The organism is Legionella maceachernii (genome assembly GCF_900167045.1).
GTDB classification, from domain to species: Bacteria; Pseudomonadota; Gammaproteobacteria; order Legionellales; family Legionellaceae; genus Tatlockia; species Tatlockia maceachernii.
Window position 1 is genome coordinate 246,730 of the sequence record NZ_FUXJ01000004.1, and the last position, 19,141, is coordinate 265,870.

Consider the following 19,141-nt stretch of genomic DNA (forward strand, 5'->3'; position numbering starts at 1 on the left):
GATTAACCAAACCGATTGTGAGAGAAAGGACTTAATGCGGATGTGATCTGTCTGTACAGATCGGGTAACCAACGAGGTTGGGCGAAGGTGGAAGTGGCAGGTTTCTCTTTGCGTAGATCGTTCGGTGCAATAATGACCTTGATATGGCTTAAACCCACGCGACGTGCAAGCAGAAAGAGCTGATCAATGGCTCGATCTCCCACGGCTAAGCAGCCAACGGATACTGATTTGCCGTGTAGAAAAATATTATTACCCAGTCTCCTGCGCCCATCTCGGCTGGCTTGCATGCGGTCAAAGCTGTTTGGGTAGTTAATCATCATGGAGAGATGCCAACTGCTAAAAGGATTGAAAGTAGTTAATCGGTATATACCTTCAGGAATTTGCCCATCTCTTTCTTTTAATTTTGGCCCTAAGCGCCCGCTAAAAGCGGTGAGAGGGTACTTATGAATATAACGCCAGGATTGATTTTCGTTTTTGGCCCACAATTCAATTTTTTTTTCCTTTTTAAATGCTAAAAGAGCGACTTCTTTAGGGGGATAAGCAACCTGTGCATTGGCAAAAAAACGTCTTAATTCAGGTTCAGTGCGTAAGCCATATTTAATTATGGCGTGATCAACTGCTTCGTCCCAATTTAGTTTGGGCGCCATACCAAATGATGGAGTAAAAAATACTATCAATAGGCTTAAAAGCAGATTACGCATTATCATATTGGTAAAAAAATTTCCGGTATGTTAACAAAAAACAACCAATGGAACAAATATCATCAAAATAAAATTTAACCTCTTTCTTACAATAAAAAAAGCGTCATAGGTTGTCAATTTCAATTGTATTCTTTGTATTAGAAAGACCACCAATTGGATTCGTCGTTAGCAGCTTAGTCGAAGAATTTTATGGTGAGTAGTGGGATCAGTTCCAGAACAAATGCGCTAGAGGTGAGCAATGAGGATAATGACTTAATTCTTTACAAAATAATTAGCTGACTCTTATCGTTATTAGGCATAATCAAATAACCGCGATAATCCTTAATTTGGATCAGATTGATTCTGACCCTTTTTGGAATTTAGCTTGTAATTGCGGAGGTAATTGCTTTATCACAAAGCTAGGTGCGGTATTCAGTGGTCCTACAGAAGGCAATAAGCCGTAGTGGTTAGGACACATGAAACGGACAATACTGTCTGAACCAATTTTGTAAAAGACATATCGGTAACTGCAATAAGGTTGCTTGCTAAAAGTAGCGACCTGTAAGATTGGCGTTCCGGCAAGTCTATCTTCCACAAAGAATGCATTTATCCATAAATTGGTAATGAGTAAAGCCCCTCCGGTTATAAGTCCGGCTGAAAGCAGACCCCCACTGTAGCGTAAAAATTTGCTATTCATCTCTTCCATAGATGCAACTAATAAGCAAATGATCGCTGCGATGAGCACCACTAAGTTCAAAGAATAAATTGCTGCGTGAGAATAATTAAAGTAACTTCCTAATATTTCTCCACCAGAAGCGCGATAATGCAAGATTAGCGCAATAAGGCTTAACCAAAGTGCGACCACAAGATAATTTTTTCGACGTTGTTTTATGCCTAGAACCAGAATAATGATTCCTAAAACAGGGAACAAAATATGTATTGCTTCCAATAAATTGAGCATCGGTTAATCCCTTTCATAAGCATGATAAGAAACTAGTTTAACTCAGAGTAGCAAAGATGTCTCGTTTAGTCTGGTAATATAAAGTCGGAGTCAATTTTGGGAGATTCTCTTATTAAAAGCAAGATGGGCTCAACTTCTACAGGCAAAGGTTGTTTAGAAACTCGTGCGGGCAGAGGCACGCTACGTAATTCAAAAGCGGCTAAGGCGGAGCTTACATAGACTATTGATTTGGGTTTCGTTGAATTTACTGAGGGGTTTTTTACAGCATTTTTACTCGATAAAGCACGTGCTTGTACAGAGCCAATCCAAATGGGTTGACGGAAATGTTGTAAGTGATAGTTCGAACGCCAAATTCTTAACACTTGAACGGGGTTACCATCAGTCGGCTCAAATGTCATGACGAGTACGGGTTTTCGATTAAGGTACAGTTGTGCCATGAGTGTGAGTTCAGGTGAGGATTGTCCACTTACTTTCGTGATGATCGAATTAAAGAAAGAGTCATTTTGTTTTTGCCAACCGTAGGTGGTCAAGGCTTTTTCAAAATCATCAATCGATCCGGCGAATTGAATATTAAATAAACTAATCCGGTGACCTATTCGATTTGTGCGGTAAACAGGAAGGAGAGGTTTGGTTTGATTCCACCAGAGCTCGTCAGTCAGCACATATTGAGCAAAATAAGGCTGATGGCTACGCATCCAATTATTGTAATTAAACAAACAAGATAAAACAGTAGCTAAAAAGATTAAAAATAGAATGATTAAAGGGATGCTGGGGTAATGAGCAATCTGCGGTTTATGGCGTCGATAAAATAGCCAGTGCCCCAGGCAAATACTGAGTCCACCTAGGTAGGCACCTAGACAATCGGTAAACGAATAATCACCGAAATAAAGCGAAGTAAAACCAATCAAGACGAGGCTAGACGCTAAAACGACAGTAAATAAATGTCGATAGCGTGTTTGCCAAAACGCATTGAGGTATAAAATAAAACTAACGAATAATGCTGTGGCAAAAGTAAGGTTCGTAATAGGATAGGCACCGTTATTCTCACTATTAGCAAGCATGTGAGAACCCAAAGCATAGGCCACGGCTAAAAGAACTGTACACCAAATACTTAAGCTAATCCAATAAAGTAAGGTTCGCCGATCGTGATAATAGAGTGCCAGAGCAATAAAAGAGAGCAATAAAGTGATTAATGTGATAGTACTGCCAATTTGCGCAATGATCGTAAAAAAGATATCAAAGGGATGGGTGCGTAAGGTTTGTAAAAGAAATTGGATTGGCTGATTTACTGTGGTGATTGCGCTGCCTTGGAACACGAGCATCGTAAGTAGGCAAAAGGATACGCTAAGCAAAATAAATAATAGCAATAGGGCTGCTGTTGGATAGTGATTGGTTTCCTCTTTTGGCGTCAAAAAGCGGGCTAGTTTTCCGAAAGAATGACTACGGATAGCCCATGACCAGACACGGTGTAAATAAACCCGCAATATATTGTTAATACGGACAAATAGCCATTTTAATCCCACGCTGAGCAACCAAATACCAGCAAGTAAAATCAAGATCAGCATAAATAAGCGAGTAGCACTCTCAGGGGATAATTCACTGCTTGCTGTACCAATTAATACACCGGGTAAAACATACAGTACTGACCAGCCTATTGCGGAAATTGAATTGGCAACAAAAAAACGCCAGTGATTCATATGCATCATACCGGCAATAACGGGGATAATGGAGCGTAATGGACCTACGAAACGACCAATCACTACACTTTTTCCGCCATGACGAGCAAAATAATCTTTACCATAAGATAGCCAGCTAGGATAGCGACTAAAGGGCCAAATATTAGTAAGGCGATCGCTAAACACATAGCCTAGAAGGTAGCTGGCACCATCACCGGCGATTGCACCTAAAGCAGCAGCAATAAGGGTTAAATCAATACGCATGACTCCCGATCCAGCAAGAATGCCAATTGCGGTCATGGTGACTGAGCCAGGGATAATACTGCCAACAATGGCCAACGATTCAGCAAGTGCAACAATGAAGGTAATTAATAAGGCCCACTGCGGATGATTGTGCAGCCAAATAGTGAGGGGTTGAATGTAATCAGTAAATAAATGCATGGCTTAACGATGAAAATGAGAAAGAAACGCGTCAGTGAACAAGTTAGCAACATCGGTAAGCTTCGCTGTTGGCACGTAGTCACTTATTTGCGTCATCTCAAGTTTAGCAAAACCACAAGGATTGATCCCAGCAAAAGGGGCCAGATCCATGGCAACATTTAAGGCGATGCCGTGATAGGTGCAGCCATTTCTGACCCGCAAACCAATAGAAGCAATTTTTTTGTCATCAACATACACTCCTGGTGCGCCACAACGAATTGAGGCTTTAATGTGGTAATTGTCTAAAACAGCCATCAGTATTTGTTCTAAATGGCTAACTAGAGTTCTTATACCGAGATGCTTTCTTCGTATATCCATCAAAACATAAGCCACTAACTGTCCTGGACCATGATAGGTTACCTGGCCTCCTCGATCGGATTGAATCACCGGAATAGAATTGGGGTTAAGCACATGTTCGGCTTTGCCTGCTTGTCCTTGAGTATAAACTGCTGGGTGCTCAAGTAACCATAATTCATCAACGGTATGCTCATTTCTTGTGGAAGTGAATTCCTTCATTTGCTCCCAAATTTTGAGATAAGGCTGAGTGCCTAGATTACGGACATTAATCATTATAATACCCATTTAGTATCTGGATGCCTGGTTAATTCCAGGTAAAGGGCATCGAGTGACTGCTGGTCATGCGCAAAAACAACGACTGTAATCGATAAATAGTTACCTTGCTGGCTCTCTTGATAAATAATGCTCTCATCGAGCATATCAGGAAAATGTTTCTGAGTAATTTGTTTAATCTCAGCAGCAAATAAATCCGTTTTTTTACCGATTATTTTAATAGGAAAATGACAAGGAAATTGTAGTAATGATTTTTTATCAGTCATAGAGTGCTTTAATCAATTGTTGGTATTGTGCGTTAATTTGGCTCCAATAGGGGCCACCATATCCGGTCCCAATGGGTGTACCGTTGATACGAGTTACGGGATAGATTTCTTTAGTAGTACTGGTTATCCAGACTTCTTGTGCATCAAAAAGAGTGGATGCAGGAACAGGTTCTTCCCGTAGCGGCCAGGATAATTGATTAATCAGCTCAATGGCAATCTGGCGCGTAATTCCAGATAAGCAAAGATGATTGACTGGCGGAGTGCGAATGACTCCTTTTGCATCGACCAAAAAAAGGTTAGCAGCACCGCCCTCAGTCAAGAAACCGTCCCGCGCCAATATAGCTGTATCTGCGCCGCTTGAGACGGCATCATCGTTCAATAATATATTGCCCAATAATGCCGTCGTTTTTATATCACAACGTAACCAGCGAATATCATCAATAAGTTTAGCATGTAATCCATGCTGTTTTTCTTCCAGTGTGGGGTAAGGTGTATGAATTGTAAAGGCAATTATGGTGGGTTCAAGAAAAGAAGGGATATCATGTTTGCGTACTCCCTGATTCCCGCGGGTAATCTGCAAATAAACTTGCATATCACCTCCACCATTTTTCGCAATAAGTGTATCCAAAATAGATTGCCAATCACAATGAGGTGCGGCAATCCTGGCATGTTTTAAACTATAGGCCAATCGCTCAATGTGCTTGGTGAAATAAAAAAGACGGCCTTTATAAACTGGAATAACCTCATAAACGGAATCAGCAAACAACAACCCTCGATCAAAAATGGATATTTTCGCATCAGAGGCGTTACAATAATTTCCGTTTAAATAGACGATTCCAGCCATTCCACTATCCATTAAGAGCCAAACCAGCTACGAAACGATAAGCGAACCGCGTCTTTCATGCGCGTGAACATACCGCCTTGAGGAACATCGGCGAGTGCATAGATGGGATAATTTCCTATGATATTGTTATCAAACTGGATAACGAGCTCACCGACCTTGTCGCCTTTGACAATGGGCGCTTGTAGAATTTTAGGTACCTGAGTTTTGATGCTCAGCCGTTGATATTGACCATTAGGAATAGTCACGAATTGGTTTTCACGCACGCCTATCGGCAATTTGTCTTTTTGTCCCTTATAGATAGGCATTTCTGAAATCGTTTGACCTGCTTTATATAGCTCATGGGTTTCAAAAAAGCGGAAACCATAATTGAGCAGGCGCTCACTATCATCAGCGCGTGCCGCTTCACTGGGTGATCCCATCACCACTGCTAATAATCGCATATTATCGCGTTTAGCTGAGGAGACTAAGCAATAACCTGCATCATTAGTGTGTCCAGTTTTTATGCCATCAACTTGACTATCACGCCATAATAAGCGATTTCGGTTTGGTTGCCGTATTCCGTTATAGGTAAACCATTTTTGCTTATACCAATGATAATATTGCGGGAAATTATTTACTAAAGCACGCCCGAGAATAGCGAGATCTTTTGCGGTAGTGTACAAATTACTGTCGGGTAAACCAGTGCTGTCGGTAAAATGGCTATTGACCATTCCTAAAGTCTGCGCTTGTTGATTCATAATTTCGGCAAAACCCGGTTCACTGCCTCCTAAATGCTCAGCCATTGCCACGCAAGCATCGTTTCCGGAGTCAACAATGATTCCTTTTAGCAAATCTTCGATAGGCACTTGTTGGCCTTCTTTTACAAACATCCGTGACCCCCCTGTTTTCCAAGCTTCACGGCTGATATGGACATTATCTGTCAGGTGAATTTGCCCGCTATTTAGGGCATTCGAGATCACATACAGTGTCATCATTTTCGTTAAACTTGCAGGAGGTAATTTCTCATCGCTGTTTTTTTCTGCAATGATTTTTCCGCTGTTAACATCAATGAGAATATATGACTTTGCGTTTAGAACTGGAGGGGAAGGGGTAATGAGTGGTTTGTTGGAAACCGGAGTAGGAGGGACGCTGCCTGAGAGATTTGCTGAGGGCAAAACACCCGCCGAGGCGTAAAAGACGCTGGATTTAAAGACTAAAAAGGTTATTAAAAATAATCTGTTGCAAGAGGATAACTTCATGGTTTCTATGCTCATTATTACAAAAATTCCCCATCTTACCACAGCCTCAATCCAGCAACCAAATGCCATCGCGTTAATTTTTTTCAGAGCATTTTGTGAAGCCACATTCAGGGAATGTCAGCTCGTATTTAATAAGGATAATTTGTATAGAACTGGTATTAAAAGTCTATTTTTTACTCTGGGTGGTAATGTAGAAAGTATTTCCATGAAGAGCAGGTTTGTATATATTAGGAAGAAAAAATGATTAGAGTGAAATAATGCGGTTTTTTTATATCTTCTTTTTGTTAGGATTACTCGCTGGTTGTGCTCAACAAGAGTACAGTCATAACCCCTCCACCAAAGGACTCGTTTCTCAGTCCAATGCTCACCGAACAAATGCTTATCGGGCAAAGAATGCTTATGCAACCTCGCAAAAAGATGGTGCTCCTACTGGGCCGATACCTCGTTTTTTTAAAGAAGCTAAGCCTAAAAGAGAACCTTTCAGCCGCTACGGTAATCCTGATTCTTATGCTATAGCAGGTCGAACCTATAAAGTGATGCAAAGCTCTGGTGGATATAGGATGCGGGGCATCGCTTCATGGTATGGAACTAAATTTCACAGTAAGCGAACATCCAGCGGCGATAAATATGATATGTATGCAATGACGGCTGCCCATAAAACATTACCTTTGCCAACTTATGTTAGGGTAAGAAATTTAAGCAATGGTCGTGAGGCAATTGTTAAAGTTAATGATCGTGGTCCTTTTCATAGCGATAGAGTCATTGATTTATCGTATGCCGCAGCAGCTAAATTGGGCATATTTCCCAAAGGGACTGCGCCGGTCGAAATTGAAGCACTTTCCACAGGGAACCAAGTAGCGCATTATTACATTCAAGCAGGTGCCTTCAGTTCACAGCAGTTAGCTGATTCATTAAAAAAGAAGTTGGCAAAATTGACTCCTTCTCCAGTAACGATAGAAAAATATAGGCAACGTTATATTGTTAAGGTAGGTCCTTTTGCAGATAAACGAATATCGGATAATTTACAAACTAAATTAGCACATAATGGCGTTAAGGGAACATTTTCTTTGCTGCAGTAGGTTACTCAGTAAGCTTTTGTCCTGAACGCAGTTAGCAATTTCTTTGGGGAGGTTGCGGCCAAGAGCAAGCAGGTCCTTCGCTTTGCTCAGGATGACTTGCTTTAAGTGCTAGTCTCCAGCATAGTCCTTATGTACAGCATCAATGATCACCCGTGTTCCCTTTTGGTCTCCACCAGGTAAATCAACAAATTCTTCATTTAACCATCGTGCATCTTCTGTGAACATTCTTATGCAACCATGGCTGGCACGATAACCGGGTACATCTTCACTACCATGCAGCGCATAACCGCGGAAAAAATGCATGCAAAACGGCATTTCGGCGCCCCCATTATTACCATCTGCGCGTCTGGGGAAAGCGGTCGAAATGCAATCAATATCCTGTTTACGAATAATGCGATAGGAACCCGTTGGCGTGGTACAGCCACCGATGACTCCTTTGCAAGCATCAGAGCCAGATGAAATGGGTCCCCACCATAAGAGTTCGCCATCTTCATCATAAGCTCCCCAAGCTAATTTTTCTTGACTAATGTAAATTGTTTTTTCGCCGTCGGATTCAATATAGCGTGGAAAAGGAGAGACATCATAGATAGTAATCCGATCCAGGTTTCGGGGCACAGCGATAATCATCCCAGCGCGTAATTTCACATTCATGCGGTTGACACGCCTTACAATGTCTCTTGTTTCACTATCAATGAATAAATTGCTCCACGTTTGACCACTCTTAATGTTAATGCAGTAATAGTCAGGATCGCTGCACAATGTTTCTCCATACCTTGTATAAGACCAAGATGCTGAGGCAAATAAGACCATAATTATGAATGGTATAGCCTTATGAGACCGCTTCATGATGCCCTCTTTCTAGCATTTTCTATTTTTGTTAACGGCATAAAAAGAGAAAACTTTATAACGATAAAAAAACTAAAATCTTAATTAGGCTGACGTATTTTTTCGTTATCCATACTATTTAAATGGGTACGAGTAATGAACTTCAGTATGACAAGACCAGACCGCACTGTTTATTCTTATGGGGTTTCCACTTTAATGGCTTGCCAAGCTTGGTGTAAGTAGTCCATTGTCGTGATAACTCACTGGTGCATTGTATTTTTGAATAAAATCCGCTTTGATTAATTAATAAAACAAGCTCTAAACGAAATTTCGGGTTATACTATGCGCCATCAAGATTAATGGATCATTAATTTATGAGTTGGTTAAAAAAATTATTGCCTTCAAGAATTAGAACGGCTACTTCTCAAAAAAAAGGGGTTCCTGAAGGGCTCTGGGTTAAGTGCTTAGGATGTAATTCCGTATTATATCGCACTGAACTTGTAAAAAATCTATCCGTATGTCCTAATTGCAACCACCATCATCGCTTGTCTGCACGCGAACGGATAGCGCAATTCCTTGATGAAAATGGACAAGAAGAAATTGCTGCAGAGTTAGAGCCTGTAGACCGATTGCGATTTAAAGATTCGAAGAAATATAAAGATCGCATTAGCCAAGCGCAAAAATCAACTGGAGAGAAAGAAGCTCTCGTGGTAATGAAAGGGAGCTTAAAGCGCCAACCCATTGTTGTAAGTGCTTTTGAGTTTAACTTCATGGGCGGTTCAATGGGCGCAACCGTTGGAGAAAAATTTGTTCGAGCGGTTGACGCTGCCACTGCTGAAAGAAGGCCTTATGTTTGCTTTACCGCCAGTGGCGGTGCACGCATGCAAGAGGGATTATTCTCATTAATGCAAATGGCCAAAACTTCAGCATCTCTTGCAAGATTTGGAGAAACAGGGTTACCTTTTATAGTGGTATTAACTGATCCCACGATGGGTGGTGTTTCTGCCAGCTTTGCTAGTCTTGGGGATATTATTATTGCGGAGCCTAACGCGCTCATTGGTTTTGCTGGTCCTCGTGTTATCGAGCAAACAGTAAGGCAGACATTACCAGAAGGGTTTCAACGCAGTGAATTTCTCTTGGAACATGGGCATATTGATATGATTATTGAACGTAAAGCGTTACGAACAACCATTGCCGAGATAATTGCAAAACTATCTCATCGTGATTTGAGCAATGAAGCAGTATAAAAATTTTACTCTCGCTGAATGGTTAGATTTTCTCGAAAATCGCCATCAGCAGGAAATTCAACTTGGTCTTGCTCGCATTCGACAAGTTGCTGAGGCCCTTGATTTGCTGCAACCCAAGGCCAAGGTTATTACGGTCGCTGGAACAAATGGAAAAGGTTCAACCGTTGCTACACTCGAAGCAATTTATTCTGAGGCAGGATTTCAAGTTGCAAGTTACACTTCTCCGCACCTATTAAGTTTTAACGAGCGCATTCGTATCAATCGAAAACACATCAATGATGAACAATTGTGTTTAGCATTTACAGCGATTGAAGCGGGAAGAGGCGAGATTCCTCTTACCTATTTTGAAATGACCACCTTAGCTGCCTTATGGTATTTTAAACAGCGTCGGTTGGATCTGATCATTCTTGAAGTAGGACTTGGCGGTCGGTTTGATGCCACAAACATCATTTCAGCCGATTTGGCAATTATTACGACAATTGATTTTGACCATCAGGACTATTTAGGCCACTCAACAGAAGCCATTGGCTTTGAAAAGGCGGGGATTTTAAGAGCGAATAGGCCTTTCATTTTTGCTGATAAAAACCCACCCAATTGTATAATTGAGCAAGGATTGGCGCTGAATGCACCGATGTACTTATGCGGTCGTGATTATGACTTCCGGCTTATCAATCAAACCATTGAATTAAAATTTCAAGGTGAGTATCTTGTTTTCCCACAGCCTAAATTGCACAGTAATTCAGTTGTCGCGGCTATCATTGGAAGCTTATTGCTGAAAGCAGAACTGCCTATTCGTTATTCTCATTTACAGCAAGCAGTAGCAAATGTTTTTTTGCCAGGCCGACTACAACTTATCAAAGATAAAACTGCTACCATCCTGGATGTGTCTCATAATCCACAGGCAGCAGAGCATCTAGCAGCGTTTATAAGAAGTTTTCATCCTAAGCGAAGCGTTCATGCTGTGTTTTCAGCGCTTAAAGATAAAGATATTCCAGGAATGGTTGCTCCGTTAAAAGACTGTGTTGATTATTGGTATCCTGCATTATTAACGAATAAGCGCGCAGCGTCGCGTCAGCAGTTAGAAGAGGCTTTTAGTTTGTGTTCCCATGTCTCTATCTGTCATAATGATCCGCTTTCTGCTTACCAAGCTGCATGTGATAACGCCAATGTAGGTGATTTAATTGTAGTTTATGGTTCATTTATTACAGTCGGCAAAGTGATGCAGGCTATTTATGAGAAACAAGGCTCTGTTGACAAGCAGTTGGATAAAAGCCTAAGCTCGTAATTCCAGCTTTCGCCTGAACAGAGGCATAAGTCAATATGGCCCCAGAGATCTGAGGAGAGATGATGAAACTAGTGATTGATGAACGGGTTAAGCACCGGCTTATAGGTCTTGCTGTTATCTTATCCATTGGTGCTATTTTCGCACCGGCTATTATGAAGAAGTCCAATCAGCGAATTGATGGTAATGTAAACGTTTCAGTAGAACTACCGCCAAAGCCACTTCAACCTGATGTTGCTATAGCCGAAAAAAATACCCTGTTTGAGAATGCTAAAGTAGCGCATGTTGAATTACCAGAGGTCGCCAATGAGGAGCAACCGCTTCCTGCACTTGCTAAAGCCGAACCACTGAGTCGACCAGAACTCAATTCTCGCACAGTCGAACCTATCGATGAACAGACACTCGCACAGAATCGAGATGCACCAAATCTTGAGTCAGAGAGTTTTGCTAGAGAAGACCAGGCATTTACCCAAGAAAAAGTAACAGCTTCTCCTACAGTGAGCACAACGAATGTTGCTGTTGTTCATAAAATTGCTAAAGCAGACGCTTTTCTACCTAAACCAAAATCTAAAGTAGTTGTTAAAAACAATAAACTGATAAAGCCTGTAGCAAAAGTGAAACCCAAACTTTCTTTAGTTAAACCTAAGCCGATTGCAAAGCCCGTTGTTAAACGAATTGCTAAACAGGAATTAAAGGGAGGCTATGCCATTCAATTAGCTACTTTTACGCGACAAAAGAATGCTGATTCGCTTATCTCTCGGTTGAAGGGAAAAGGGTATCAAGCGTCTTATAAAAAAGTTAAAACTTCTGAAGGTATTGTTTACAAAGTTATCGTAGGCCAAGTAAGGAAACGCGAGCAAGCCAAATTGCTGCAAAAACAATTAGCCAGCGCAGTACAAATTAGGGGCTTTATTGTTACTACAAATCAGGGATAAATGAGATGTTGTATTGGGTGGACTTAGCCATTATTGTCATTATTGGCTTGTCAGTGTTGACGGGGTTAATCAGAGGTTTTGTAAAGGAACTTATTGCACTTTGTGTTTGGATTTTAGCATTCTGGTTAGCCTACCACCATTCTCAAAGCCTTGATCCTTGGTTACAAAAATACATTCAAGATAAAACCGCAAGAACGGTTACCGCCTTCATTTTAATATTACTTGCTACATTGATTGTTGGTGGTATTGTGAATGGCATGCTGAGTTTTATTTTAAAACGCTCAGGATTAAGTGGTACCGATCGTATTCTTGGTATGGCTTTTGGGTTCGCTCGAGGCGTGTTTATCGTCGCACTCATTATGGTCGTTATAAAAATGACATCACTCCCTTATGATCAGTATTCTCGTGAGTCAAAACTCTACGCAAAATTCGATCCTTTAGTCAGTTGGCTTTATTCCGTAATGCCTGACTTTATTAAAAAGGTGCATTTTTTTGAAAGGCAACCTGAGATTAGGAAACCAATAGAAAATTTACCCAATAAGGAAGAGAAGACAAGTTTAATTGATTTGAATGACTATGAACTTTCGGATGCTTAGTTTATTACCTTCATTCTGGCTTGGTATATAAACCCTTTTCTTTAATATAGTGGATCACTGCCGTAGGTAAATAATCAGTCAGATCATGATGCTCCCGGAGCTGTTCGCGAATCCAAGTGGAAGAAAAATTAAAATTACCGGCATTAAAGCGGCAGATAAGACCATGGGTTTGAGTAGTAATTGCTTTCTCATCATCTGTTTCATGTTTGATTAATAATTCGTTGATGGCGTCATTATTCATTTCTTCTATAAATCCCGCACGTTTAATTACCAGCAAATTTGCGAGTGGTAACAGCTTTTCCCATGCATGCCAGCGAGGTAGCTGACTAAATGCATCAGCACCCATTAAAAGAGTGATAGGCATAGTATTACCCCAAATTGTACGAAAATGCCGTAAAGTATCCACCATGTAAGAAGGGGAATCGCGGTTGATTTCAGATAAGTCAATCTCAAAATTTTTATCTCTATTCTGGGAAGTTAAAGCAAGTTTTAGCATCGCAATCCGTTGTTCAGGGGTCGCAAAGGCTTGATTTTTTAATACAGGGGTTTTGCAAGGTAAAAAAAGAAAACGATCAAAATGAAAATAGTTTTGTACATTAATCGCGGTGTTGATATGACCATTGTGCGGCGGATCAAACGTACCACCATAAATAACAAGATTACGCAAAACGACCTACCTGTTTAGCTAGGCAAAGCGAAAGAGCTATTTGCTCCAGCGCATGCCAAATTTGATTATTTTGACTTGATTTTATACGTTCATCAATGAGTTTACAAAATTGCAGTAAATGATATAAGTCGGATAATTGCATTTTTTTTAAAGCGAGTTGGTATAACTTGGCCTTTTGCGGCCATATTTTTAATTGGTTGCAAGCAGCATTAAAGGGCATTGATTGAATGTTTGTTAATTCAATTAACTGAATTAAATGTCTAATTTCCTGGGTAAGTATCCATAAGATAAGAGTGGGTTCTACTTTGCTGTTTACTGCGTGTCGTAACAATTGAATCACTTTATCTGCATTGTGTGATAAACAAGCCTCAGCTAATTCAAAGAGCTGATAATCACATTGATCAATCAGTTGTTCTTGCACAAGTTTTGTCGTAAAAACAGTGCCTGGTTCGGCAATTAATTCAAGCTTTTCTATTGCTTGCGCACAAGCATACATATTGCCTTGTGTATGCTGGTGAATTAAAGCGGGAATTTGAGGTTCAAATTGTAATGCTTTTTTTCGCAGCTGCTCACTAATCCAAGTTTGCATTGCAGTGGCGTTGAGCGAGGTAGCTTGGACCCCATGCACGCAATCATAATCAATTAGCCACTGCAGTTGTTTATTCGATAAATGAGGCACTCTTAAAAGAAGTAAACACGAGGGATTAACGGCTTGCAAATAACGAATTAAAACCGCTTTAGCGTTGGCCTCTATTGTTTTTTTCTCATAGCGGATATCAATTAAAACGCTATTGGAAAACAAGGAATAGCTATTTGCCTCGGTTTCTAACAAGGCCCAATCAGAAGGATTGTCCATGTATAAAATTTTTTCTTCTGCTTCATGATTATTCGCAGCTTGCCAAGCTGACTTAATGGATTGTGCTGCTTTATCTAATAGAAACAAATCTTGGCCAAATAGAACATACAGGGCGGCCATTTTTTTTTGCAAGAAAGATTCTAGTGCTTGCTGCTTAATAAGCATAAATGCCTCGGTCTTTTCAAGGGGGTATTTGGCATGCTCAGCGTCGCGAAGGACGACAAATAAACTTTATCAACCCACCGGTGATGTCGTTGTAGGAGCTACGCCTAAATTTTTACTTCCACGTCCGACGCGATTCATAATCTGCATTGCTGCTTCTCGACGCATTTCATAACTGATTTGAGCTTCTTCTAAATTAGATCCTAAGATGCGGTTGCTGTTTACTGTTAATTGTCGAGTTACAAAAACACGAGTGGATGGAATAATAACGCCGCCTTTGGCTTTAACGACCGTAAACTGCACATCGTAAATAAGCTGATATTGTCGAGGCGCTGTGCTGGCTGCGACGCTTGTAATTTGCTGCTGAATCCCATCAGCTTCAATGATAAGTACATAATCGGCTTGCGTTGGATTAGGCATCACGCGAACTTTATAGGATTCTAACTGGTCTTTTAGCATGGGTCCTAAATCGCGATGGGCATTCTCAATGACAATTGCCATACTATGGCCATTAAGCCATGCTGGCATGTCATTCAAACCGCGTAAATGAAAACCGCACCCAATTAATAAGGCGGTGATGGCAATAATGAAATAATGTTTCAACATTAAGCGACTACCAAATTAATTAATTGACGGTGTCCGACAACCACTGCTTTTTTAACCGCTTTGTCTGCAATGAAAGCGTGTGCATGCTGTTTGGCTAATTCAATAAGTGTCTCTTCAGGTGTGTCGCTGCTTGTAGTAAATTGCGCTCTCAATTTGCCATTGACTTGTACAACGAAAGTTAATTCATCTGTTTTTAACGCACTTTTATCAATCTTAGGCCAGCCTGCGTCGATGATTACTTTATCAAAGCCCAGCTGCAGCCATAAATAGTGGCAAATGTGCGGTGTAATGGGGGCTAAAAGGCGAAGCAGGATACTCATTCCAGAATGCAGGAAATAGTTATCTTCTTCTGTTATAAACTCATAGGTTGACAATTCATTAAATAATTTCATGCAGCCAGAAACGACTGTATTAAACTGGTGTCGCTCATAATCAGCATTGGCTTGCGCTAAAATTTGATGAGTGAGCAAACGGGATTTCTTAAGACGGCTTTCTGTGTTTTGCCAATCAATATGGCCATTTCCACCAATAATTGCATCATTAATATCGATAATCGTTTGCCGATGTTGATAAGCAAATGCCCAGATGCGCTTTAAGAAACGATGTGCGCCTTCAACTCCGGCATCAGACCATTCCAGCGATTGGTCGGGAGGGGCTGCGAACATAACGAACAAACGTGCAGTGTCCGCACCATAGGTGTCAATTAAGTGATTAGGATCAACGACATTTCCCAACGATTTAGACATTTTATGTCCATCTTTGAGCACCATCCCTTGAGTCAACAAGGCCTTAAAAGGTTCATCTGAATTCACTAAGCCTTCGTCGCGCATTAATTTGTGGAAGAAGCGAGCATAAAGGAGGTGCATGACCGCGTGCTCTATACCGCCAATGTATTGATCCACAGGAGTCCAATACTTGGCGCGATCATCCAGCATAGCATTATCTTGGCCCTTACAAGCAAAACGAGCATAGTACCAAGAAGACTCAACGAAAGTATCAAAGGTATCTGTCTCGCGCGTGGCTTCTTGATTGCATTTGGGGCATTTTGTTTGCACAAATTCACTGCATTGAGCCAAAGGAGAACCGCTTCCTGTAAATTGAATGTTGTCAGGTAAAGTTACCGGTAAATCTTCCTCAGGAACAGGAACAATTCCACATTCTTCGCAATGAATCATCGGTATAGGCGCACCCCAATAGCGTTGACGTGAAACGCCCCAATCGCGTAGCCGATAATTAATTGTGAGCTTTCCTGCATCATTCACTTCAAGATAACTGGCAATTTCTTTCATTGCGTCCGCCGAAGACAAACCATCAAATTGACCAGAATTAATTAAGATCCCTTGAGCAGTAAATGCAGCTGTTGAATAATCATGAATGGCTTCGTCAACGGGTTTTATGACTTCTTTTAAAGGTAAGTTATATTTATGAGCAAACTCCCAATCCCGCTGATCGTGTGCAGGCACTGACATTACAGCACCTGAACCGTATTGCATTAAAACAAAATTAGCTACCCAAATGGGTAATTCTTCGCCCGTGATGGGATGGATTGCTTTCATGCCTGTATCGATGCCGCGCTTTTCCATTGTGGCAATATCGGCTTCAGCCATGCGCACACCCTGGCAGCTATCGAGGAAAGTTTGTATTTCAGGCTGATGGCTTGCTGCTTCTTTAGCTAAGGGATGATCAGGTGCTACTGCGAGATAGGTTGCCCCCATGAATGTGTCAGCCCGGGTGGTATAGATTTTCAGGCGTTTGGGAAAGCCAACCACTTTGAAGCTAATTTCACAACCCTCAGAGCGGCCAATCCAGTTTCTTTGCATCTGCTTCACTTGAGCAGGCCATTCATCAAGCGTCTCAAGATCATCTAAAAGTTCATCAGCATAGGCTGTGATTTTGATAAACCATTGTGAAATCTCGCGTCGTTCCACTAAAGCGCCAGAACGCCAGCCTCGACCATCAACGACTTGTTCGTTTGCCAGTACCGTTTGGTCAACAGGATCCCAATTAACCACCGCATTTTTTTTATAGACTAAACCTTTTTCATAAAGTTTAATGAAAAACCACTGTTCCCAGCGATAATAATCGGAATCGCAGGTAGCAAATTCGCGTTTCCAATCATAGGCATTCCCTAACCTTAAAAACTGCTCTTTCATGGAGGCAATGTTCTTTTTAGTCCATTCCGCAGGATGAATCCCATGTTTAATCGCCGCATTTTCAGCAGGTAAGCCAAAAGCATCCCAGCCAATAGGTTGTAAGACATTTTTACCTAAAGCACGATGATAACGCGCAATCACATCCCCTAAAGTGTAGTTACGGACATGTCCCATATGTAAGGTTCCGCTTGGGTAAGGGAACATCGATAAGCAATAAAATTTTTCTCTATTTAAGTCTTCAGAGACATTAAATGTTTGTTTTTTAAGCCAATATTGCTGTGCTTGTTCTTCAACTTCTCGTGGTATATAGGTGTTATCCATAGTCATAATGTAAATCTCAGTAAGGCGGTAAGAATAACGCCTCTTGTGCTCTGCAGCAATAGTTTAAGTAGTTAGTTTTGAATTCGTAATGCGATAACCAATATAAGTAAGTATAATTAATGCGCAAAACAGTAATACAGGTAAGTTGCCAAAATAAACCCATGGAGTCAAGCCAGTGCTAGGGAAAAGCTCAGCTTTGAGAATTCCTGCACTAAAAGGAGGCAGTGAAGAGACAATTTCTCCTTTGGTATTAATGACTGACGACAAACCGTCATTGTTAGCAACAACTTGATAACGGGCTGTCTCCAAAGAACGCACCTGAGCCATTTGCAAATGTTGATACAGGGCTAGCGAATGACCAAACCACCCATCATCACTGATTGAAACAATCCACTCCGCTTTGGGCAATTGAGAGCGCAGTAAATCGCCAAAAGCTAATTCATAGCAAATCAAGGTGGCCACCGTGTGTTTTTGCACTTTGACGAGGGTTTGATTTTTTTGCCCTGCTTTCAAATCCGCGTCAGGAATGGCTAACCAATTGCTTATCGACTGCAAAGGTCCTGGAATGTATTCACCAAAGGGAACAAGGTGTTGTTTTAAATAGGAACCTTTTGCTTGGCCTAAGGTAATCAAGGCATTAAAAAAATAATTTTCCTCAACGTTTGTCGGTTGTGGAATACCCAACATAACAGCACTCCCAGCTTGTTTTGCGCGCTCATGGAGAGTATTAAGAAAATCTTCAATATAACTGGGGGGTAGGGGAATGGCCGATTCAGGCATCACAATCAATTTTGTGCCGAGTAATTTTTCAGTGTCTTGCTTGTAACGTTCTAACAATTGCCAAAATAAGTGTTCATCCCATTTATCGCGCATGGACAAATTGGCTTGAATTATTCCTACAGAGATGGGTTTAGGGGTTTCTTTAGCCCAATTAAGCGGTTTTAACATCAGTGGACATAACAGTAATAAGACAAAAGCAGCCAGATAAGTATAACGCTTAATACCCATTTGCTGAGTGCTGGCAGTCAATAGTGTTGCAGCGAAACAGGTCAAAAATCCCACCCCCAACACACCAATTAACGGCAATAAATATTTGCTTGGGGCATCAAACTGACCAAATCCTAATAGTAACCAAGGAAACCCGCTGAAGAAAGTCGAGCGGAAAAATTCAAAAAAAATCCAAAGGGCACTAAACAACAGGCAAGAAAAAAGGGTCGTTTGTCCATTGACAAGTTTTCTATAAATCCAAGCCATTGTGGCTGGAAATAATGAAAGATAAAGCAGAAACATCAGTGTGATAAACGCAGAGACAACGCTGTTTAAGTGGCCATATTCATGAATGCTCACATATACCCAAGAAGTCCCTAGCCCAAAATAGCCTAAACCAAAAAAAAGCCCGTTTAAAAAAGCATGACGACTTTGGCTTCGACTTAATTGCGCATAAAATAGTGCTAAACCAAGAATTGCAGCACCAGGAAAATGGAAAGGAGCAAAACCGAAAGGCAAAAGCGAACCGGATAGAAAAGTACGTAAAAGGTGGTTGTATTTTATGGCTTTTGTTGAGAGGAAAGCCAACTTGCTAACTGTACTTATCCGAGTCATTATTATTTTTAGGCTTAAATGAATGGACGATAAAGGACTAATCCAAAAAGGTCAAGATTCTTACAAATAAAACCGTTGAAAGCAACAAAAAACCT

Annotated in this window: 18 protein-coding genes; 5 read left to right on the top strand and 13 right to left on the bottom strand. The window is 41.0% G+C overall.

Annotated elements, in window-relative coordinates; translation table 11 throughout:
* Positions 1-2 precede the first annotated feature (2 nt).
* The 7 genes from B5D33_RS04375 to B5D33_RS04405 all read right to left on the bottom strand — a co-directional run bounded on the left by B5D33_RS04375 (position 3) and on the right by B5D33_RS04405 (position 6,784).
* Positions 3-701, bottom strand: a complete 699-nt coding sequence (locus B5D33_RS04375) for a L,D-transpeptidase family protein (protein ID WP_234802454.1) — start codon at positions 699-701, stop codon at positions 3-5.
* Between the two features lie 331 nt (positions 702-1,032).
* Positions 1,033-1,641, bottom strand: coding sequence for a type I secretion system protein LssZ (locus B5D33_RS04380; RefSeq protein ID WP_065240001.1), 609 nt, complete (start codon positions 1,639-1,641; stop codon positions 1,033-1,035).
* A 65-nt stretch (positions 1,642-1,706) separates the two neighbouring features.
* Positions 1,707-3,758, bottom strand: coding sequence for a VTT domain-containing protein (locus B5D33_RS04385; RefSeq protein ID WP_058452299.1), 2,052 nt, complete (start codon positions 3,756-3,758; stop codon positions 1,707-1,709).
* Between the two features lie 3 nt (positions 3,759-3,761).
* Entirely contained in the window at positions 3,762-4,364 is a 603-nt protein-coding gene (lipB, locus tag B5D33_RS04390; protein WP_058452335.1) for a lipoyl(octanoyl) transferase LipB, read from the bottom strand.
* Between the two features lie 2 nt (positions 4,365-4,366).
* Positions 4,367-4,633 carry an HP0495 family protein gene (locus B5D33_RS04395; RefSeq protein ID WP_058452300.1) on the bottom strand — a complete coding sequence of 89 codons (267 nt, stop codon included), beginning with the start codon at positions 4,631-4,633 and terminating at the stop codon, positions 4,367-4,369.
* Positions 4,626-5,477 (bottom strand): aminotransferase class IV, encoded by an 852-nt coding sequence (locus B5D33_RS04400; protein ID WP_058452301.1) that lies wholly within the window; start codon positions 5,475-5,477, stop codon positions 4,626-4,628. The genes B5D33_RS04395 and B5D33_RS04400 overlap by 8 nt, the downstream gene beginning before the upstream one ends.
* Before the next feature lie 11 nt (positions 5,478-5,488).
* Positions 5,489-6,784 (bottom strand): D-alanyl-D-alanine carboxypeptidase family protein, encoded by a 1,296-nt coding sequence (locus B5D33_RS04405; protein ID WP_115304969.1) that lies wholly within the window; start codon positions 6,782-6,784, stop codon positions 5,489-5,491.
* A 188-nt stretch (positions 6,785-6,972) separates the two neighbouring features.
* Between B5D33_RS04405 and B5D33_RS04415 the strand changes: the two genes are divergently transcribed.
* Positions 6,973-7,794 (top strand): septal ring lytic transglycosylase RlpA family protein, encoded by an 822-nt coding sequence (locus tag B5D33_RS04415; RefSeq protein ID WP_058452304.1) that lies wholly within the window; start codon positions 6,973-6,975, stop codon positions 7,792-7,794.
* 108 nt (positions 7,795-7,902) lie between these two features.
* On the opposite strand, the gene B5D33_RS04420 is transcribed toward B5D33_RS04415, so the two are convergent.
* Positions 7,903-8,604: a L,D-transpeptidase gene (locus tag B5D33_RS04420; protein ID WP_411550293.1), complete on the bottom strand. Its 702-nt coding sequence runs from the start codon at positions 8,602-8,604 to the stop codon at positions 7,903-7,905.
* 389 nt (positions 8,605-8,993) lie between these two features.
* On the opposite strand from B5D33_RS04420, the gene accD reads away from it, so the two are divergent.
* The 4 genes from accD to B5D33_RS04440 are packed head-to-tail and all read left to right on the top strand — an operon-like array spanning position 8,994 to position 12,679.
* On the top strand, positions 8,994-9,866 hold the full coding sequence (gene accD, locus B5D33_RS04425) for an acetyl-CoA carboxylase, carboxyltransferase subunit beta (protein ID WP_058452306.1): 873 nt from the start codon (positions 8,994-8,996) through the stop codon (positions 9,864-9,866).
* Positions 9,853-11,151: a bifunctional tetrahydrofolate synthase/dihydrofolate synthase gene (folC, locus tag B5D33_RS04430; RefSeq protein WP_058452307.1), complete on the top strand. Its 1,299-nt coding sequence runs from the start codon at positions 9,853-9,855 to the stop codon at positions 11,149-11,151. The genes accD and folC overlap by 14 nt, the downstream gene beginning before the upstream one ends.
* A 59-nt stretch (positions 11,152-11,210) precedes the next feature.
* On the top strand, positions 11,211-12,083 hold the full coding sequence (locus B5D33_RS04435; protein WP_078767333.1) for an SPOR domain-containing protein: 873 nt from the start codon (positions 11,211-11,213) through the stop codon (positions 12,081-12,083).
* 5 nt (positions 12,084-12,088) lie between these two features.
* The gene (locus tag B5D33_RS04440; protein ID WP_058452309.1) at positions 12,089-12,679 is read left to right on the top strand and encodes a CvpA family protein; all 591 of its coding nucleotides are present in this window, start codon (positions 12,089-12,091) and stop codon (positions 12,677-12,679) included.
* A gap of 10 nt (positions 12,680-12,689) precedes the next feature.
* On the opposite strand, the gene nadD is transcribed toward B5D33_RS04440, so the two are convergent.
* From nadD to lnt, 5 genes are all read right to left on the bottom strand, one after another.
* On the bottom strand, positions 12,690-13,346 hold the full coding sequence (gene nadD, locus B5D33_RS04445; RefSeq protein ID WP_058452310.1) for a nicotinate-nucleotide adenylyltransferase: 657 nt from the start codon (positions 13,344-13,346) through the stop codon (positions 12,690-12,692).
* Positions 13,339-14,367 carry a DNA polymerase III subunit delta gene (gene holA / locus B5D33_RS04450; protein ID WP_058452311.1) on the bottom strand — a complete coding sequence of 343 codons (1,029 nt, stop codon included), beginning with the start codon at positions 14,365-14,367 and terminating at the stop codon, positions 13,339-13,341. Before holA ends, nadD begins: the two co-directional genes overlap by 8 nt.
* A 69-nt stretch (positions 14,368-14,436) precedes the next feature.
* Positions 14,437-14,970: an LPS-assembly lipoprotein LptE gene (locus B5D33_RS04455; protein ID WP_058452312.1), complete on the bottom strand. Its 534-nt coding sequence runs from the start codon at positions 14,968-14,970 to the stop codon at positions 14,437-14,439.
* A complete protein-coding gene (gene leuS / locus B5D33_RS04460; RefSeq protein WP_058452336.1) occupies positions 14,970-17,444 on the bottom strand; it encodes a leucine--tRNA ligase in 2,475 nt (824 codons plus the stop codon). The genes B5D33_RS04455 and leuS overlap by 1 nt, the downstream gene beginning before the upstream one ends.
* 63 nt (positions 17,445-17,507) lie before the next feature.
* On the bottom strand, positions 17,508-19,046 hold the full coding sequence (gene lnt / locus B5D33_RS04465) for an apolipoprotein N-acyltransferase (RefSeq protein WP_058452313.1): 1,539 nt from the start codon (positions 19,044-19,046) through the stop codon (positions 17,508-17,510).
* Positions 19,047-19,141 lie beyond the last annotated feature (95 nt).

Coding starts and splice junctions, on each gene's coding strand:
- B5D33_RS04375 (WP_234802454.1), bottom strand. CDS start 701: ATGCGTAATCTGCTTTTAAGCCTATTGATAGTATTTTTTACTCCATCA.
- B5D33_RS04380 (WP_065240001.1), bottom strand. CDS start 1,641: ATGCTCAATTTATTGGAAGCAATACATATTTTGTTCCCTGTTTTAGGA.
- B5D33_RS04385 (WP_058452299.1), bottom strand. CDS start 3,758: ATGCATTTATTTACTGATTACATTCAACCCCTCACTATTTGGCTGCAC.
- B5D33_RS04395 (WP_058452300.1), bottom strand. CDS start 4,633: ATGACTGATAAAAAATCATTACTACAATTTCCTTGTCATTTTCCTATT.
- B5D33_RS04400 (WP_058452301.1), bottom strand. CDS start 5,477: ATGGCTGGAATCGTCTATTTAAACGGAAATTATTGTAACGCCTCTGAT.
- B5D33_RS04405 (WP_115304969.1), bottom strand. CDS start 6,784: ATGGCATTTGGTTGCTGGATTGAGGCTGTGGTAAGATGGGGAATTTTT.
- B5D33_RS04415 (WP_058452304.1), top strand. CDS start 6,973: ATGCGGTTTTTTTATATCTTCTTTTTGTTAGGATTACTCGCTGGTTGT.
- B5D33_RS04420 (WP_411550293.1), bottom strand. CDS start 8,604: ATGGTCTTATTTGCCTCAGCATCTTGGTCTTATACAAGGTATGGAGAA.
- accD (WP_058452306.1), top strand. CDS start 8,994: ATGAGTTGGTTAAAAAAATTATTGCCTTCAAGAATTAGAACGGCTACT.
- folC (WP_058452307.1), top strand. CDS start 9,853: ATGAAGCAGTATAAAAATTTTACTCTCGCTGAATGGTTAGATTTTCTC.
- B5D33_RS04435 (WP_078767333.1), top strand. CDS start 11,211: ATGATGAAACTAGTGATTGATGAACGGGTTAAGCACCGGCTTATAGGT.
- B5D33_RS04440 (WP_058452309.1), top strand. CDS start 12,089: ATGTTGTATTGGGTGGACTTAGCCATTATTGTCATTATTGGCTTGTCA.
- holA (WP_058452311.1), bottom strand. CDS start 14,367: ATGCTTATTAAGCAGCAAGCACTAGAATCTTTCTTGCAAAAAAAAATG.
- B5D33_RS04455 (WP_058452312.1), bottom strand. CDS start 14,970: ATGTTGAAACATTATTTCATTATTGCCATCACCGCCTTATTAATTGGG.
- leuS (WP_058452336.1), bottom strand. CDS start 17,444: ATGGATAACACCTATATACCACGAGAAGTTGAAGAACAAGCACAGCAA.
- lnt (WP_058452313.1), bottom strand. CDS start 19,046: ATGACTCGGATAAGTACAGTTAGCAAGTTGGCTTTCCTCTCAACAAAA.